Below are 18840 nucleotides of genomic sequence, written 5' to 3' on the forward strand. Positions count from 1 at the left end.
CAAATCATCGCGTCCATCGGCAATTTACGCCGTCTTAACGTCGCAACGCCCTGAGAGTCTAGGCAAGATTGAATTAACTCAGGTTCTAACACATCTGCTAAGCAGGTGAATTCGGTTAGGCGGGTAATATGAGTACGGGCGAGTGCTTCTGAGAGTTGCATAAAAAAATCCGATGACATGAGGTCATCGGATTTTGATCTTTTCAGCGAGATCGTCAAGCGATCTGTCTTAACTGATCGGCATTACGCCAATGGCGGTTTTTTTAGTTAACGAACCAGCAATAAAAGCTCCCTATGCTTTGACACTCTTAGCCGCTGCAATTTCGAGGGCAATATTCTGTTCGGCGATTACGGCGCTTTGATCTATGTCGGCATTATAATGCGCCATATCCAGCTCATCTTCAGACTTTGCAATAACAGTCGTCGCCACTAAGTCACCGGAGACGTTTACCACAGTACGCACCATATCTAAAATACGGTCAATTCCCGCAATCAATGCCACCCCTTCTAAGGGAAGCCCTACGGTTGTAAGTACTAAAGTCAACATCACTAAACCCGCACCGGGCACTCCCGCAGTACCAATAGAGGCCAACGTCGCCGTTAAAATAATGGTGAGATAATCGACGACAGTCAGGTCGATACCAAACGCCTGTGCCACAAACAGCACTGTGACACCTTGGTATAACGCTGTGCCATCCATATTGATTGTGGTGCCTAGCGGTAACACGAAGCTAGAGATCTTCTTATGAACTCCCAAATTTTCACTCGCACACTTCATACTCACAGGAAGCGTGCCCGCAGAGCTCGACGTGGTAAACGCCACTAACATGGCATTGCTAATCCCTTTAAAAAACTGCAGCGGGCTTAACTTCGCAAATCCGCGCAGTAAAAAACTATAGAATCCAATCACATGAATAATACAGCCAAGGTACACAGCAATAATGACTTTGATCAGTGGCCAGAGCATATCAATCCCATACTCCCCCGCTACCCAAGCCATTAGCCCAAATACACCGTAGGGTGCGAGCTTCATCACCATGTCGGCCATTTTATACATAGCCTCAGCTAAACTTTCGAACACTTTAATTGCAGGTTTTCCATGCTCGCCAATCAGCACTAAGGCGATACCTAAAACAATCGCAAATACTATAACTTGCAAAATTTGCCCGCTTGCTAAAGCCGCAATAGGATTCGTCGGTACTATGTCGATCAAAGTATCGACTAAAGAAGGTATTTCTTTGGCAGTTTGAGCCGTGCCATCTGCCAATGACAAACCTAAACCTGCACCGGGTTGAAGAACATAACCGACAATCAAACCGATAGTGATCGCGATAGCCGTGGTAAAGAGATAAAACGCAAAAGATTTAAAACCAATACGCCCCATCTTGTTCGTATCTTGCATCGAAGTGACGCCCACAATCAGTGAGCAAAATACCAATGGCACAATCAGCATCTTAATGGAATTAACAAACAAGGTGCCTATCGGTTTTAAGTGAGTCGCTTGCTCACCGAAGATGATGCCCACTAAAATACCTAGCACCATACCGATAACAATTTGCAGCCACAGCGGCACTGACATCCAGCGAGACCAAACACGGCCTAATGCTGACGACTTTTGTTTTGTCATATTGATAACCTTGAATTCGAAACTATGATGGGGCAAAGACCAAAACTAGCGCGCTAGTTTCTCAGTCTAAATGGGGCAATCGCCGAGTCTAGCAGAGGGGTTTTAATCGAGGGATGATCTGGGTCACGTTGAGCTAAACCGCCTTAAAATCAGTAATATTAACCAAACCAAGTTTGTTAAATTGGCCGCTGAAATGTTAGTTTTCCTGCTTAAGCATCAAAATATTCTGTGACTTTTTTTGGTGCTATTTGCTGACGATAAAGCGACGCAGGCGGTTGCTCACGCTCAATCAAATAACTCCAATAATCGTCATCAAAACCACTGAAAATAAAGTCGGACTTACCGTTAGCTTTTAAGACCAACCACCACCAAACTAAACCCCATAAACCGAAGCTCAACAGCGTTAAAATAAAATGCAGAAGATGATTTATCTGTTCATCAGCAGCAATATCATAGACGGGTAAAATTTTAAGTTTATAGCGGCGAGTAGACTTAATAAATCCCATCATTAACTCACTTAGTTCAGCGAAAGGACACTAAAGATAAGCCTAGCAGATAAGACTTTAGTCGTACAAATATCCACAGCAATAAATAATATCAGTGCCTAACTTGCCACAGCCAAACTCGTTATCCCTCGTCGTTCCATGATAAAGTGAATCACAAAATGTTGTTTACTAAGCAAGAGCGGTATTGCCAAATAACCGCCTAGGAGTTGTAGTATGTTGATTCGTAAAGCTAAGGCTCAAGACCTAATCGCCTTAGTGCAGTTTAATCAGGCCATGGCCCAAGAAACCGAAGGCCTAGCCTTAGATGAAGCGACACTGACTCGAGGTGTGGGCACGCTACTTGAGAGCCCGCAAAAAGGGTTTTACCTGGTCGCTGAAATCGCAGGTGAGCTAGTCGGCTCGCTCATGGTGACATTTGAATGGAGCGATTGGCGTGCGAAGGATTATTACTGGATCCAGAGTGTGTATATTCGCCCGAAAAATCGTCGCCAAGGCATCTATGCCAAACTCTACAGCGAAGTCAAACAACTGGCCGAAGCCAATGGTGGTGCCGCAAGCTTCCGTTTATATGTCGAGCAAGAAAATCTCGCCGCACAGCAGACCTATCAAGCGTTAGGGATGAAGCAGAGTTACTACTTAATGTACGAAGAAAAATAAGCGATTCAAATGTTATACGTAATAAAAAAGGATCGGGCCAATGGCACGATCCTTTTCTTTTTACGACTCACGATTCACATTCAAACCGCGTTTCTACTAAGATTAAAACTTAACGAAAGAAGCCAAACAGAATAGCCGTCATTGCCAATAAACCCGCTATAACCACGAAGATATTGCTGATGCGACCACGGTGCGCTTTTAATGCTGGCACTTTGTATACAGCGTACATAGGCATCAAGTACAGGATAGCCGCGATAATTGGGCCACCTAAAGCTTCAATCATATTCAAAATACTTGGGTTTTTGATTGCCACGGCCCAAATCGTCACAAACATAAACACCAGAATAAATTTGTTGATTTTTTGCTCTGAAATGCCTTTTTTATTCGTGTCTAACTGCTTAACAATAATCCCCTTCATGCCTTCTGTCGCGCCCATGTAATGGCCAAAGAAAGAAGACACAATCGCGATAAAGGCAATTAATGGACCAAAGTAGCTCACAAAACCACTTGAATGCACGTTGGCGAGATAAGACAAAATCGGTAGATTCTGAGCTTTCGCTTCGGCCAATTGTGCTGGCGATAATGACAGCACACAAGAGAACACAAACAACATCACAAAGCCCACTAACATCATGGAAGTATTACGTAAAATAACATCAGCTTTGCGAGAAGCATTCGCGCCATGGTCACGTTTCAATGACACAGAAAACTGTGAAATCGCTGGAGAATGGTTAAAGGCAAACACTAAAACTGGAATCGTTAACCAAACTGTGCCTAAAAATGCACCCGCTTCTGGTACAACGAGTAAAGCATCCATTTTCCATTCAGGGATCAGGTAGATAGACATAAAGGCCAAAATACCCACCAGCGGATACACCAGCAATTGTGTCACTTTGAGCATGAATTTCTCACCTGCGACCATTACAGCCATCATACCGAGGATCAATACACCCGATAGAATGAAGCGTGGTGGCGATGCCATGCCTAACTGATTGACGATAAAGCTATCAACAGTGTTGGTAATACCCACACCGTAAATTAATACAATCGGATAGATAGCAAAGAAATACAGTACGGTAATGGCTTTACCCGCGCCAACACCAAAATGCTCTTCAACTACTTGAGTAATGTCGCTACCAGGAATGCTTGATGAACAAACAAAACGAGATAAACCACGGTGGGCAAGATAGGTCATAGGACCAATGATCACTGCCATTAACACAAGAGGCCAAAAGCCGCCCATGCCCGCATTGATAGGTAAAAATAAAATTCCAGCGCCAACGGCAGTGCCGAACAAACTCAACATCCAAGTCGTGTCTTGGCGAGTCCAAGGTAAGTGTTTCGTTGAATCTAGATTCTGTGTGCTTTGAGGTGTTCCAAGAACACTGGTCGCATCTTTTTGCATATAAAAGTTACCTTACGGTGTGACTAGCATAATAAATTCGCGCTAAGGATAACCAAAAAAAGCCCATAAAAGTTGATCTGACACGGCTTTATGTAAGGGAATTTCATAATAAACTGATATTGAGATCTAGATCGCTGATTTAATGTAATAAGTTTTCAATACAGCATCAAAACATATACATAAAAAGCCACTTAAAAATACAAGGTATTCACCTCAAGCCAAATCCAGTGACATCGCATAAGCGCCGAGAAAAACAGCTAACCGGGCATGCGTCACAAAAATTAACAAAACGAGACCAGTCGCCACATACTCACACCTAAGGTAGATCGAGATCACAGTCGTTAATGTTAAATTTTTACAAATCGCTATCAGTCGCAAACACGCATAAAAAACGGCTCATCCAGATTCAACTCCGAAGTGAGCCGCTAACGATTAAAGCGCAAAATCTGACTTATGGTTTTTGTAGTGTCAGCTCCGTTGTCGACACTACAGCAGGTGCTATGTCAGCCTCTTTGAACAACAAAGGACGGAAGCTTTTAGCACTCGAGTAAAAGATACTTTGATCGGCAAACGCAGGCGTTAAGATATTACTCGACTCAGAGTAAGTTAAAATCCCCCGCGCCACAGGCCCCTCGTCGGTAAAGTTCACCGCCATCATCCAACTCGACCCGTAACGCACTTGGTACCCTTTCGCCGTTAAGCCAGAACTCATCGCCTTGCCAGTGACCACATCCATCACAGCAGCGTATTTGTGCTGCGGGATCAAAGTGTCATCACCCGACAAACTGGTTGAAAACACGTTGAATCCACCTTCAGCATTATGACTACCCGGCCAAGGTAAACGCGACCCGCTTGGCGTTCCATCTGGCAGCGATTTCTCCACAAATTGCACATCCCCTAATGGCGCATCTAAGGCAAAGCCTGCGGCCTCAAGGTTAAGCGCACTGTGCGCCAAGGCCTTTAAGGCACTACCATCCGTAGTCAAGGTTTTAGGTGTCGTTGCCGCATTAGCGGGATCGAATCCTTGGGTCAACATGGTTGTTTGGCTGAATAGATGGGCAAATTCACGTAGTAAAGCACCACCTTTACTGTCGTTATCTTGCTTACCGTTCCACGCCTTTAAAGCCGCACAAGCCGAAGAGATATCCTTAGATAAACTCGCCGACACCACCACAGGTGTACTGCCTTGGGCATCACACTGGGCAATCAAGTCAGGCAGCACTAACTCGGCGAGATAACTGCGATTCGACAGCACAGCCGCTTCGAGTTCTTCCAAGCTGAACTTGCCATCAGCCCCCGCGGCATCCTGCATTAAACTCAAGCCCATCCGTGTCCGCAGTGATAGCTGTCCAGCCTCTGCGCCGTACATAGGCGAGAAGTAAGTCAGCGGTTCATTCAAGTTAGTCGACCAAAAGGAGTCATTGGAGTTTTGCACAAAGTCGCTGCGCTCAAGCTTGGGCGCACGCTCATAGGGCGTAGGACCATCGAAGCTAAACAACGAAGTGTTACCGGGTAAAATCGTAAATCCGGCTTTTGCCTTAGCCGCTTTAATATCCGGTGAGGTTTTTAACAACACAACTGCCGATTCAGATAATCCTGGCACAGTTGAGTCGTCGATATAAAAAGCATTGCCCTCTTTATCGGCGTACATAGTGTTATTGAAGATGACACCATCGTAGTCCTTAAATGCCTGTTGGAACTCTTCTTTGTTCGTCGCCATGTTCATGGCTAACCAATGGTCAACAGGGTCCATAGTCCCCATATTGGCATCTTGGATCATAAAGGCACTGCCATCATCCCAACCAAAAGGCGCTAAAGCAGGAGGAGCTTCGACCATAGGGCCTTTGGCCGTAGTATAAATATCTTTCTCGGCGACCAGCATGCCCGCAGGACCTGCATTCACTAGAACCGATACTGTCTCTTTGGTGATCGGCATAGGTTTACCATCAAACAAATACTGCATCCGATCACCCGAGACTAACTCAAGGTTATACATCACAAAATGCTCAGCGGTAGAGAAGGTATGAGTCCAAGCTAGATCTTTATTGAAACCAATATTAATCGGTCCAGGCATACCCACTAACGAGCCGCCCATCATATCTAAATGCCCTGGGATCGTAATATGGGATTGCCAAAAACGCAGGTTACCCGTATGCGGGAAATGCGGATTACCTAGCACCATGCCCTTACCATTTTCGGTTTTATCCTTGCCTAAACCCCAACCATTTGAACCTAAATCGCGGGGATTGGTTTCTGGTGTCGTGATACGAGCCGCGCGGGCAATCAACTTAGACTGCATATCGGCCACAAACGCAGTTTGGTCTTGGCTAGGCGCGGGCCCAACGATACGCGGCATGTATTCCTGTGCATCTCCTGGGTTAGCGTAAAAAATCAGATCGAGAAAGTTAGCTGCGCCCGGTAATAAGGCGATAGAAAACAAATAAGTCACCACATCTTCTGGCACTATGGGTTTCACCCAAGGCTGACCGCCACAGAAAGGTTCTGCCGTTTGTGTGCCCGCTTCGACATCAGCAAGATATTGGTTATAACCAGAGGTAAAACCTTGGATAAGTGCCCGAGAGTTTTCACTAAATTTCGGCCATTTTTCTTCGGCTTGCGCTCTGATCTTTAACGCTTTATAGGCAAAATCTGAGATAAGGTTACCGTTATCTTCCGCCGTAGGTTGACCCGTAGTGAAGTCAATCGACGCATGGGGACCAAAGTACATAGAACGCTGTGAGTTCGCCTTGATAAAACCATCGGCTAATACACATAAGTTGTCCTGTGCCTGCGCATAACCACTACCAAAACCTAAACTTTCTAAGTTGTCTGCTTGGATATGCGGCACGCCATAGGTAGTACGGCGAATACTGGCTTTGAGTAAACCATTGGGGGCAAAAGCTTGCAGTTGAGTTTCAGGTTCGGTAGGCGTAGTGCTATCTTCGCTATCGTTACAGCCGGTCAGTATTACACCGCAGGCCATTCCCATAGCAATCACGAGTTTGTTGAATTTCATTATTATTATCTCTTGGTTTTGGTTCCTTCAATGACATAGCCTTACTGCCTATTCCAGCCCAAATTACTGAAGGAGCAATAGTTGCATGTCGCTTCCTAGTCCCTAAGGCTGGCTATTGCCTCCCCTACTGTTGGCTTTTTTACTGAGCTTCGCCGACGACTGTGGCAGAATAGAAAACCCAAACGCTTAGACACCTCAGACCATTTAAGCAATGATTCAAACGAGCGTCCACATTAAAATCCAAAATAAATAACTTATATGCAACAAAACATTATTAAGATAAAAGTGGGTTCTAAAAACCCAGTAAAAATCAACGCGGCAACTAACGCCATAGCACAGCTGTTCCCTGAGAGCATCATAGAAGCCAGCGGCATGGATGCCCCTTCTGGTGTTGCGGCGCAGCCAATGACAGATCTCGACACTCGCCAAGGGGCGATCAATCGGGTGCGCTATTGTCAACAGCAGGACCCGCAAGAGACTAAAGCCGATTACTATTTTGCGATGGAAGGCGGTGTCGATTGTTTCGACTTTGGCCCTGCCACATTCGCCTATATCGCGATTGGCCATAAAGACCAGCTTGCCATTGGCCGCAGTGCGATTTTACCTTTACCAATGCAAGTTTATCGGGCATTAGAAGCGGGGGAAGAACTCGGGGATGTCATGGATAGGTTGTTCAATACAATCAATATTAAGCAAAAAGGCGGTGCCATAGGTTTACTCACCCACGGCCATGCGACCCGTGAAAGTAATTACACCCAAGCGATTATTCTCGCCATGGCGCCATTATTGAATCCTGATATTTACACAGTCGATTGTTAGTAATATGTTGCAAGAGGAATTAAAGCCCGCTAACTTAGTTGTGACATGCAACCAAACCTATTCGACTATGGCTCAAACAAACGCACCTTTGGCTCAAGATCCCGCGAAGCCTGTGACTCAAACTAAGCAAACGACTGAGTCAGGCTCATCCGCCCAACTCAGGCATTTGTCTCGCTATCTGGTGAGAAATTTAGGCATGCTCAACGCCGCCTTTGGGGATTTACCCCTTTCGCCCGTGCAAGCCCATGCCCTGTTTGAGATAGGCAAGCAGCCCCTGACCATCAAAGAGCTTGCAAGCAAACTCAGCATTGATAAGTCCAATGCGAGCCGCGCTATCAAGCATTTGATCGATAAACATCTTGCCCAGAGTCAGGTGCACCCACGGGACAGTCGCTGCTTAGTTGTGCAACTGACACCTGCGGGTAAGAAGTTACTCGTTAAATTGGATACTCAGCAAAATCAATTGTTCCAAGGGATCTTAGCCCAACTGACTCCATTGCAAACTTCACAAATCGAAGAGGCCCTCGTGTTATATAACCAAGCCGTACATAACGCCAAGCAGCAAAGTAGTTGTCACATTCGCCAAGCCACAGCCCAAGATGATGCCGCAATTGCCAAAGTCATCCGCGATGTTTCGGCCGAATACGGCTTAACCGCGGATAAAGGCTATAGCGTGGCGGACCCGACCTTAGATTGCCTAAGCCAGATCTACTCCCAAGCGGGCGCCAACTATTGGATTATTGAATTAGAGGGCCGCATTTTAGGCGGCGCCGGTATTGCGCCTTTAGCTAACAATGATGGCGTCTGCGAACTGCAAAAAATGTACTTTATGCCAGAAATCCGCGGCAAAGGACTCGCAAAACGCGTAGCGTTAATGGCACTCGATTTCGCCCGCGAAACGGGTTATCAAAGCTGCTATTTAGAAACCACCGCTGTACTAAATGAAGCCGTAAAACTCTATGAGAAATTAGGCTTTGTACATCTGTCGGCTCCCCTAGGGAACACAGGCCACGACGCCTGCGAAATGCCGATGCTGCTAGATCTTAATCAATAGGATATGAAGCAGAATTCCAATCAAAGTAACAATGCCAAACATGTCATCATGCAACTTGTTTGGCATTATCAATTTGTATCAAAAAATGTTATTCAAACAGGATCATTTTAATTATCAGTCTTAGGGCATAGTTTTTCTTAACTTAAATGCATTAAAATATGGCAATTTTACCCCACTCAATTTTTAATAAATTGAAAGGTGTTTGATACCATTTTGTTAACGGCATTAAATAGGGAACATTATGCTCAGTTGGATTTTTAGTGATAAGAAACTCACACTTCGGGAAATATGCCTAGATAACACGCTTTCGACCTCGGCTAAAATAAAGAAAGTTGATCAATTTCTTGCCGATAGTGGAGATCTCAACTTTATTGATCTCAATATTTCGCCCTGCAATATATTAGTTCCACTATCTTGCAGTCCTCAGTCCGATTTAGTGCTTATAAAATACTTGCTCAGCAAAGGCGCTAAAATAGAATATAATGGTTTCAGTGCCTTGCATTCGGCTATTGAATATAACAACTCAGAACTCGTTACCCTATACCTAGACTCTAGTGCCAATCTTTACTTTCAAAATCAATATAATAATTGCTGGCTCAACTACCTATTTCATCCTAATCCGCAATATATCTATCAAGACCATCAACGTAGAGACATGATCGACCTTCTACTTGCAGCTAACTTAGATATCAATAAACCGGTGAGCTTTTGGACTAATGGTGAATTAAATCACCCACTAGAAATATTATATGATGAACGCAATAAAGATCTGTTCCTGCATATCATTAATAAAGATATCCCATTAGACATTGGCAAATTAAGCCTGATTGAAAACATTATTTCTTCGAGCGAATTTTGGGGAGTAGAAACATTTTCTCCCTTAGTTAAACGCTTCCCTGCATTTAAAAAGTCACGCTATATTATGGCCAACGATAGCAGCTTCTGGGATGATGCCAATTTACTCGAACTATGCGTTTACGCCAAAGCGCAAGACTACACTGAATACCTGTTAGACCATTATCCGCAGCTCAAAGCCGACTCCCATGCTAAAAGTTTGGTCTATGCGGCATTGACCTCAGAATTTGACCTTAGGATTATCAAAAAACTGATTAAGGCCACCGTCGATATCAATCGCATCTATAGGATGACACCGCCTGATGCCGACCATTCACCCTTGCTCAACCAATATATTAATAATGCCCAATTTACCGATCCGAATAAACGGAGCTACATCTACCAAGCCCTTGAACTGTTGCTCAAATATGACGCTAATCCAAATGCCGAATTTGTGAATACGGGTAAACCCTATGAGATGTTAGTCTGGTCGAATTTACGACTATTGGTTTATCCAATGGTCGAAAAGAAAACCTTTCTGCCCGAGTTTTTCGATCTGTTCCTGCAATATGGTATGGATATCAATAAAAAATTTGGGGCGGTGGATGAACCAACCTTACTCACTATCTGCCAGCGTGGTTCAGGGAAAGAAGATCAAGCAACGCTTATCCAAGTGATGGAATATCTGCTCACCAAGGGGCTAGATTTAAGCCTCACCAATATCTACAACACTAACTATGTGTCCGCGGCGGCCATCTCCTGTCGAAGCCAACTACTTGAATGGCTCATTCACCAAGGCGGGGATATTTTTACCCATTGTGGCCACGATAACTCACCCATTCTACACAAGGCGATTTCGACCTACTGGTGGGATGAAATTACCGGCCCTATGCGGCGAAAAACCGTAGAACTCTTACTGCGCCATGGAGCAAAGTTAGAAGAATTCTCAGTAGATGAGCAATTTACGCCATTAATGTGCGCCAGTTACTACGGCGCACAGTCCTGCGTAGAAGCGCTACTCGAACATGGCGCCAACCCAAATGCCATCAATGCCGAAGACACCACTCCTGCCCTTTGCGCTGTGATAGGTGGCAGTTCAATCGAGTTCCCCCGCTTTGAATCAACAGCTGTGCGGATCTTAAGACTTTTGCAGCAATATGGCGCCGACTTAACCGTGACCAATAGCTTAGGCAATAGCCCGCTAATAGCGGCTATTGAGCAAGAATATAAAGAGATTTTCGAAGCGCTGCTGCAGATAGCCTCCTACAGTGAAACTCAGCTTGAGCAAGCACTTAGCAAAGCCCTGCCGCAAAGCTATTTCCAGCGCCGCCTGCTACAAACACTGGGGCGCGAGATACCGCCAGCCCCCACAACCATAGCCCACAATCGCGCAATACCAGCAACAGCTTCGAGCAATGCCGATCCTATGACGGCCAATCCGCAAGCATCTGAGCTGAATGTGACACCTGCGCCCGTCAAGCAAACCAAATTAGAGGTGAGTAATGCGGCGGCAAATCGAGATCAAATCCCAACGCTATTCGATCTCAAAACCAAAGTGCAGAGCTTTTTTAAACTGATCGCCACCGATCCGACGATCACAGTTGAACAACTCAATTCGGTGAGAGTCCTTATTGATCAATTGATAGAAAAGCTCGACAACTTTAGCTTTTTCCGCAATCAAGCGACAAAGGCCGAATTTGAGGAAGGTATTCAGGAATATATCGATGAAATCGTCGAAGAAATTAACGAAATTATCGAGGATGATTATCCAGCGCTTACCGAAGCCTTAGTCGATTCAGTTTGGACGATTTTGCAGTACTTTAGGGTTGAGATTGATATCGAGACCGCACTTAGAAAGCGCTTTTGGTAAATGTAAGTCACAGATTAACGTCTCTTTGTTAGGGACGTTAATCATTAAAATAGAGTTTAAATTCTCTGTTAGCTAACAAACTTACACCCTTAACTAAAGAAAATGGCTCTTTAAAAGACACCAGTGCCGATAAAATCTATTCAATGAGGAGATTCAACCATATGAAACATCAAGTACTATTTGGTATAAAATCAACAAGTAAAGATGAAAAAAATTCATAATAAACTCAAAGAATTTCTAGCATTAATAGATAGAAAAACATCTACAGCTAAGAACCCTACTATGCTTGAGAGTTTTTTACCATTCAGGATAAAACATTACCATTGGAATCTAAATAAAGAGACAGGCACATTCATTAAATTATTTCCCAATGTAGATCTTGATGCAAATACTTTCGCACCATCAAAACCAGAATGCAGCTGGTTATTGAGTATCATTTTCCACCAAGATTTTCCTGGATACGAAAGAATTAAATCCGAAGATTATATAATTAGCTTGTTAGACTCATTGAACTATGAATATGAAATGATATATGAAACAGATAGTCGTGATTCAATTAAATATGGCGACATTAAGTAGTAAAAGATTATATTTATTCCCTTAACGCGGGAGATAGTAGCCATTATCTCCCGCAGAAACTATATATTAGAAATCTTTTAAGTACCGAAGTACCGTGCTTAATATCAGCATAAGGGCACTTATGTCAGTAGTCAGTTTACTCAAATCACTGGTGTAAGTGATGTTTTAATAAGCAGTAACTGGCTACGAATGATTTGACGTATCTGATTATGCAGTTCAAATACTCGAGCGCGATCATTAAGATTTAGCGATAGATTTTCCAGCATCACCAGATCCAAATTAAATTCAGGATAATGAAGTGTCATCGACATATAGCCAGATAAATAGCCCGTATGACTGTATTCGACGAGACCATCGTCCTTATTGATCCTCACCCCATAGCCATAGCGCATATTCGGCCATAAGAATTGGATCTCGGTATACGCCGTTGTCATCCGTTGATAACTCTCTGCGCTCATCAACTTGCCAGAATGTAATAGATGCTGAAAGGCGGCATAAGCTGGCGCTGAAGCAATTAATCCCCCAGCAGGCAACAAAGCTTCATCAAGCACTAAATCAGAGAGGGAAATCACCTCGCTTTCCTGTAAACCTACGGCGAGTGAAGGCACTTTGGCGTGAATCGCCTCAATACTGCCAAGCTCAGCACTCAGGCCATTAAGCTGGTATCGCGTTGCAAACTGCGCCACTTGCTCGGCAAAGGATTGGTGATTGACCTTCTCAAGCACTTGCCCAAGTAGTGAATAACCAAAGTTAGAGTATTCAAATTGGCTACCCGGCTCGAATCGATTGGCCTTACCAAGTTTATCGACACCCGATGTATGAGTTAGCAGTTGGTGCAGCGTAATCCGCGCATCATATCGACTGGGATTAAGTGCATCCGCACTTGGATTTACACCTGCATCCATGCCTTTTAGCGCCTTATTCTTCCCTTCGCATCACCAAAAAGGTAATGATTAAGCGATAGATTTAAGTCGATTTTCCCCGCATCGACCGCCTGCAATACCAAGGTTGCGGTAATCTGCTTAGAGAACGATGCCATCACAAAGCGTGAATCTTTGCTGATACCTTCGCCCTTTTGTAATTCAAGCTGCGGCTTACCCTGCTCGAGCAGGATAACACTGCCACTAAATGGCTGCGGCGAATCCTCTATCGCGGCTTGGATTAAGGTCTTAATCTCTGCCGCCTTTGAGACAGAGGACGCCGTTTGGCTTTCAACGGCAATCGACTTATTACCTTGCACGCTCTGCGCTTTTTCAGCCCCAGTCTCTAGTAATGCGGCAATACTATTGGCACTTGGGAATAATAACAAACCAGTCAACAGAGTACTGATTACACTTAAACGCATAGGTTATCCTTAACTTAATGAGTAGATACTACCTTATTAGAAAGCGGCCAGCTTATCACAGTGGAATGTTAAGTGATGCTGCTTTGAGATTGGGAATAAAAGTCAGAATTTAGTCTTTAAAGTGAGTGGATTAGATGCCGAGACTCACACACTCTTTACCAAATCAACAACGCTATTTGCCCAGCGGCAACTCCGAGGGGGATTGTGTGCCCCTTGAGCTCTGGTGATATGGGTAAATAATTAGGGCATAACAGTTATGCCTGTTGGCTCTTTCTAAAAGCAACCTAAGACGATTTAGGCATTAAGCAATGATAAATAGTTGACTAAAACAGTCAACAACCATAACATGCACAATATAAGCATGTTTGATAATTACTAGTCCTTAATAGATTAAATAGAGGTAGTTCTGATGAGTTCATTATTTACTAAGTTCACTAAAACTGACGATAAAACCAAAAATGTAGCCCAATTTGTGCCGAGCACGGATGATAGCACTGCGGCGGATATCACAACCACAGAGCAACCTGAACAGACGAATACAGCAGAAAAACCTAAATCCCCTGGTTTTTGTTGTGGTTCATGTTCATAAACCACTTACCCTGGAATTTTAATATCGACTCACATGCATAGCATAGATATAGCTAACGCATTGATAAAAAAATGCTCATTGGTGGCGTTTTTTTATTTGGACAATGGAAATAAGCTGACAATGCTTATCTCACTTCTATCCCATCTAGGCTATTTTATTGTTCTTTATGGTTGATATCGACATGTAAGAGTCAAGTTTTGCTCAGTCGATATCACTCCTCAAATACTTATGATTGGTTTACTAACACATAGGGCTAGAAAACACTCGATTTAATATGCCATGAATATTTGAAATCACGCCTAAACTATATTATTTACCAGCTAAGTTTTACAGTGCATTCAAACTTTCAAAATCAAAGTCTTAAAACAGACACTAGGAAACATAGAGGAAAATATGCGTTCACTATTTATTCGCATGAGGTTTATCCACTGGTTAGGTGCTATTGTACTTTTTATGAATGCAACTTTCTTCACTGAACTATTATTTTCACAGATAATTCAGTACATTATTACAATGTTTTTGATTATTCATGATATTGATGAAAAAGTCTGGGGAGTTGATTCCTTAAAGAAAGTTACCGAATACATGAAAAACTTTGAAAGAAAAGATCTGTCAATTCCATGCACCATCAATAGCCTATATAACAGTGAAATGGAAAAAGTGCTTAGTGTTGTCAATACATTTAGAGAGAATGTAAAAATTGCACTCATCGATATTCAGCAACAGGCCGTAGCTTCTGATGAAATATCAGATCTTCTAAAAGTAAAAGCACAAAATATTTCGTCACGTATCAAAGAGCAAGATAATCGGGTCAGTATTCTCACCTCACAAATAGAAGCCTTAGACCAAACCTCTCTAGCACTACAAGCTAAAGCGGAAAAAACACGCGAGCAAGTAGAAAACACGCAAATAGGGCTTGTTCGATCAAATGAATCTATGGGGGCTATGGTTAAAGATTTAAGCTCATTTATTGCAAGTAATGATGAGCTTCAGGCAAAATTTCATCAACTTTCTCAACAAACAAAAGCCATTGAGGGAGTGGTATCGGTTATCAACAACCTAGCCGATCAAACCAATCTATTAGCTTTAAATGCTGCCATTGAAGCAGCTAGAGCAGGAGAGCATGGACGAGGCTTTGCCGTTGTTGCCGATGAAGTTAGAAACCTAGCCAAATCAACCCAAAGCAGTTTAGATGAAATTAATCAAATCATATCAGGAATATCTAAAGCGGTTCTTGATGCTGGTAATCAAATGAAATCACAAACATCTGCGATTGTTCTATTATCGGATTACACAACAACCAGCCAATCGGAATTAGATATTGCATGTAAAAACATCAGTGAAATTTTAACTTTGATTGGGCAAGATAGAACAAATAATAATTTAGATATACTCTATGTTAATAGGTTAGTTGGTGATGTCAGTAAGGAAATCGAGGTATTAAAACACCTCTCAAGCTCCAACTCAAATGATTGCATCGAATTAGAGCAGCAGGGCCATAGCTTAACTCAAGTTACTGAAAAAATTGTTCACCAATTAGGGATGTTTAAAACCAAATAGCAACATAATGCACTTTTTTTGCCTCCACCCTGCTCTGGCTAAATCGGTGTAATCTTTAGCATAAAAGTTACGCCGGTTCGATTTTTTCGTGTTTATCAAACTTCGTTTGATTGTTTTTAAAAGCAAAAATATCTCACAATAGGTCAATCATTATAAAACGGCAACAGCAATAATTACCGCCCCTAACATATATAAGCCTGCAGAAAGTGATATCGATTTTAGCGGACTAAACTCCTCAACTTCCAACGTCTGTATATCTTCAATTTTGATAAGCTGTCCCTCCCCCTCGATCTGCTGTTCCGTTGCGCTTTCGACTTTAAATTCCATTTGTTCGCCAGATATTGTGGTGACTTTGACCTTTTCACCTATATAGTTGGATACCGATTGAGGGGCCAAGTTAACTTCATTGAGTGAAGAGCATGCGTTGAGGGAGAAACAGATAAGTGATACTACAGCTAACTTTTTCAAACAAACCTCCTATCCTACAAACTATGACATCCATGATAAGTTATACCTGTAGACACAAGCATTTAGGTATAAGCTACTCAGCTTACGGAATTTCGCCCATAAGTTAAAGAAACCTAGGCTAAACCCACTTAAATTAAATCCTTTGAATGAGGTTAAATAGCTATCAAATGAGCACTGAACTTATCGATGCGGTTAAAGCCAAAGATACACTTGCAGTAAAGCGTATTATTGCCAATAGCGCTGATCTTGAAGGCGTTGACGAGAATGGCATGACGGCACTGTTGCATGCCTGTGAGCTACAGTCTTTTGAACTGCTCAAACTATTAGTGGATGCGGGTGCCGATGTGAATCATCCAAATGCGCTGGGGTATCATCCGCTCGATATTGCTTACTGGCAGGGTGAGTTTCGCATGGGATGCTATACCGCTGAGAGTGAGCGCATGGTGAGCTATTTAACCCGCCACGGCGGCAAATCCTTTAGCAAGGTGAGGTGCTAAATAGCATCAAGATGCGAAAACTAAAACTGCGAAATGATAAAAAGCCCTATAAACAAAAATCGCGTTAAGCTGGGCTTAACGCGATTTTTTATTACTCACTTACAACCTAATCACCAAAGTCATCGAGTAGGATGTTTTCTGGCTCAACGCCTAGGCTTTCAAGCATCTTAATCACTGAAGAGTTCATGATTGGAGGACCACACATGTAGTACTCGCAGTCTTCTGGTGCCTTATGATTTTTAAGATAATTCTCATAAATCACATTATGAATAAAGCCAGTGTAGCCAGTCCAATTATCCTCAGGCAATGGCTCAGATAACGCCACATGCCAGACGAAGTTGTCATTCTCGGCCGCTAGGGCATCGAAATCCGCTTGGTAAAACACTTCACGGGTCGAACGAGCACCGTACCAGAAGCTCATTTTACGTGTGGTTTTCTTACTCTTAAGCTGATCGAAAATGTGTGAACGCATTGGTGCCATGCCCGCACCGCCGCCGATGAACACCATTTCCGCATCAGTTTCCTTCACAAAGAACTCACCGAATGGCCCAGAAATCGTCACTGTATCGCCCGCTTTCAGATTGAAGATGTAAGATGACATCTTGCCCGCTGGCACATTGGCCGATGGCGGCGTCGCAATCCGCACGTTCAGCATAATGCGGCCCTTTTCATCGGGATAGTTGGCCATAGAGTAAGCGCGCAACACTTCTTCATTAACGGTAGAGACAATGTCAAACAGACCGTATTTGTCCCAATCGCCACGGTATTTTTCAGGAATATCAAAGTCAGCGTATTTCACCACATGGGCTGGCGCTTCAATTTGAATATAACCCCCCGCTTTAAAGCGAACATCTTCACCTTCGGGTAACTCAAGCAATAACTCCTTGATAAAAGTTGCCTTGTTATCATTAGAGATCACCTGACATTGCCACTTCTTCACCCCAAAGATTTCTTCGTCGAGCTCAAGTTCCATATCGGTTTTCACTGAGACTTGGCAGGCGAGACGACAACCTTCTTTAGCCTCTTTCTTGGTGATATGGCCCATTTCAGTCGGCAGAATGTCACCGCCGCCCGATTTGATTTTCACTCGGCACTGACCACAGGTTCCGCCGCCACCACAGGCAGACGGAATAAAAATACTCTGACTCGCCAAAGCGCCGAGTAACTTATCACCCGCGGCAACTTGAATGCTTTTTTCGGCATCTTCGTTGATGCTGATCGTCACTTCACCCGTAGCCACTAATTTCTTTTTGGCGATTAGAATCACTATCACCAATAGACAGACCACTAGCGTGAACATGCCTATGCCAATTGCCATTTCCATCGTATTACCCTTTTCTAGCTCTTTTCTAAAAAGAATCTGGTTTCACTTTCTCAATTCTTGGCTCGCCTACTGTAGCTTTACAGCGAGATCCCTGAGAAAGACATAAAGCCCAGCGCCATCAAGCCTGTAGTAATAAAGGTGATACCAATACCTTGTAAGCCTTCGGGAATCGCGTTGAATTTCATTCTTTCGCGCAGTCCCGCCAGCAGTACAATCGCCACCGCCCAACCAAGACCCGAGCCCATCGCAAACACCACTGACTCACCGAAGTTGTAATCACGGTTCGCCATAAAGATCACCCCGGCAAAAATCGCGCAGTTCACTGTGAGCAAAGGTAAGAAGATCCCAAGGGAGTCATACAGGCTAGGAATGTACTTATCCAAAAACATTTCAAGGATTTGCACTAACGCCGCAATCACACCAATGAAAGTGATCAGTTGCAGGTAACTTAAATCGATACCGGGTAATCCCGCCCAAGACAGTGCGCCAGGTGCGAGCACTTTGACGTAAATCAGCTGGTTTAACGGCACGGCTAAGGTCATCACCACAATCACAGCGACACCTAGACCAAAGGCGGTTGACACCTTTTTAGACACGGCCAAGAAAGTACACATGCCCAAGAAGAACGACAGCGCCATGTTGTCGATAAAAGTGGCCTGCAAAAATAGATTTATATAGTGTTCCATATCTG

At 43.6% G+C, this 18840-nt stretch carries 16 protein-coding genes and 1 pseudogene; 8 read left to right on the forward strand and 9 right to left on the reverse strand.

Annotated elements, in window-relative coordinates; all coding sequences use genetic code 11:
* The 3 genes from L5M11_RS14730 to L5M11_RS14740 all read right to left on the reverse strand — a co-directional run.
* A partial coding sequence (locus L5M11_RS14730; protein ID WP_263185606.1) for a transposase domain-containing protein occupies positions 1-179 on the reverse strand: 179 nt, incomplete at its 3' end.
* A 112-nt stretch (positions 180-291) separates the two neighbouring features.
* On the reverse strand, positions 292-1626 hold the full coding sequence (locus tag L5M11_RS14735; RefSeq protein ID WP_028761637.1) for a dicarboxylate/amino acid:cation symporter: 1335 nt from the start codon (positions 1624-1626) through the stop codon (positions 292-294).
* 209 nt (positions 1627-1835) lie between these two features.
* Entirely contained in the window at positions 1836-2132 is a 297-nt protein-coding gene (locus L5M11_RS14740) for a hypothetical protein (RefSeq protein ID WP_105250106.1), read from the reverse strand.
* Between the two features lie 213 nt (positions 2133-2345).
* Here L5M11_RS14740 and L5M11_RS14745 point away from each other — a divergent pair, with 213 nt between their 5' ends.
* A complete protein-coding gene (locus L5M11_RS14745; RefSeq protein WP_105250107.1) occupies positions 2346-2789 on the forward strand; it encodes a GNAT family N-acetyltransferase in 444 nt (147 codons plus the stop codon).
* 109 nt (positions 2790-2898) lie between these two features.
* On the opposite strand, the gene L5M11_RS14750 is transcribed toward L5M11_RS14745, so the two are convergent.
* A complete protein-coding gene (locus L5M11_RS14750) occupies positions 2899-4194 on the reverse strand; it encodes an aromatic amino acid transport family protein (protein ID WP_028761640.1) in 1296 nt (431 codons plus the stop codon).
* A 451-nt stretch (positions 4195-4645) separates the two neighbouring features.
* Positions 4646-7210, reverse strand: a complete 2565-nt coding sequence (locus tag L5M11_RS14755; protein WP_263192594.1) for an acylase — start codon at positions 7208-7210, stop codon at positions 4646-4648.
* A gap of 258 nt (positions 7211-7468) precedes the next feature.
* Here L5M11_RS14755 and yjjX point away from each other — a divergent pair, with 258 nt between their 5' ends.
* The 4 genes from yjjX to L5M11_RS14775 all read left to right on the forward strand — a co-directional run bounded on the left by yjjX (position 7469) and on the right by L5M11_RS14775 (position 12366).
* Positions 7469-8029 (forward strand): inosine/xanthosine triphosphatase, encoded by a 561-nt coding sequence (gene yjjX / locus L5M11_RS14760; RefSeq protein WP_263192596.1) that lies wholly within the window; start codon positions 7469-7471, stop codon positions 8027-8029.
* Positions 8030-8033: 4 nt separating this feature from the next.
* Positions 8034-9083 carry a bifunctional helix-turn-helix transcriptional regulator/GNAT family N-acetyltransferase gene (locus tag L5M11_RS14765; RefSeq protein WP_263192598.1) on the forward strand — a complete coding sequence of 350 codons (1050 nt, stop codon included), beginning with the start codon at positions 8034-8036 and terminating at the stop codon, positions 9081-9083.
* A 241-nt stretch (positions 9084-9324) separates the two neighbouring features.
* A complete protein-coding gene (locus L5M11_RS14770; protein ID WP_263192599.1) occupies positions 9325-11787 on the forward strand; it encodes an ankyrin repeat domain-containing protein in 2463 nt (820 codons plus the stop codon).
* A 204-nt stretch (positions 11788-11991) separates the two neighbouring features.
* Positions 11992-12366, forward strand: coding sequence for a hypothetical protein (locus L5M11_RS14775; protein WP_263192600.1), 375 nt, complete (start codon positions 11992-11994; stop codon positions 12364-12366).
* 140 nt (positions 12367-12506) lie between these two features.
* On the opposite strand, the pseudogene L5M11_RS14780 reads toward L5M11_RS14775, so the two are convergent.
* Positions 12507-13711 (reverse strand): annotated as a pseudogene (locus L5M11_RS14780) (serine hydrolase domain-containing protein).
* Between the two features lie 409 nt (positions 13712-14120).
* Here L5M11_RS14780 and L5M11_RS14785 point away from each other — a divergent pair.
* The gene (locus L5M11_RS14785; protein ID WP_248066318.1) at positions 14121-14300 is read left to right on the forward strand and encodes a CCGSCS motif protein; all 180 of its coding nucleotides are present in this window, start codon (positions 14121-14123) and stop codon (positions 14298-14300) included.
* A gap of 393 nt (positions 14301-14693) precedes the next feature.
* A complete protein-coding gene (locus tag L5M11_RS23895) occupies positions 14694-15860 on the forward strand; it encodes a methyl-accepting chemotaxis protein (RefSeq protein WP_317233122.1) in 1167 nt (388 codons plus the stop codon).
* Between the two features lie 150 nt (positions 15861-16010).
* Here the strand turns inward: L5M11_RS23895 and L5M11_RS14795 are convergent, their stop codons facing one another.
* Positions 16011-16328 carry a hypothetical protein gene (locus tag L5M11_RS14795; protein ID WP_248066316.1) on the reverse strand — a complete coding sequence of 106 codons (318 nt, stop codon included), beginning with the start codon at positions 16326-16328 and terminating at the stop codon, positions 16011-16013.
* Positions 16329-16495: 167 nt separating this feature from the next.
* Here L5M11_RS14795 and L5M11_RS14800 point away from each other — a divergent pair, with 167 nt between their 5' ends.
* Complete coding sequence (locus tag L5M11_RS14800) at positions 16496-16825, forward strand: ankyrin repeat domain-containing protein (RefSeq protein ID WP_263192602.1); 330 nt, start codon at positions 16496-16498, stop codon at positions 16823-16825.
* 106 nt (positions 16826-16931) lie between these two features.
* On the opposite strand, the gene nqrF is transcribed toward L5M11_RS14800, so the two are convergent.
* A complete protein-coding gene (gene nqrF / locus L5M11_RS14805; protein ID WP_105250115.1) occupies positions 16932-18149 on the reverse strand; it encodes an NADH:ubiquinone reductase (Na(+)-transporting) subunit F in 1218 nt (405 codons plus the stop codon).
* Positions 18150-18226: 77 nt separating this feature from the next.
* Entirely contained in the window at positions 18227-18835 is a 609-nt protein-coding gene (gene nqrE / locus L5M11_RS14810) for an NADH:ubiquinone reductase (Na(+)-transporting) subunit E (protein WP_105250116.1), read from the reverse strand.
* Positions 18836-18840: the final 5 nt, after the last annotated feature.

Origin of the sequence: Shewanella sp. SM87 (assembly GCF_025653705.1) — a bacterium.
GTDB lineage: Bacteria > Pseudomonadota > Gammaproteobacteria > Enterobacterales > Shewanellaceae > Shewanella > Shewanella oncorhynchi.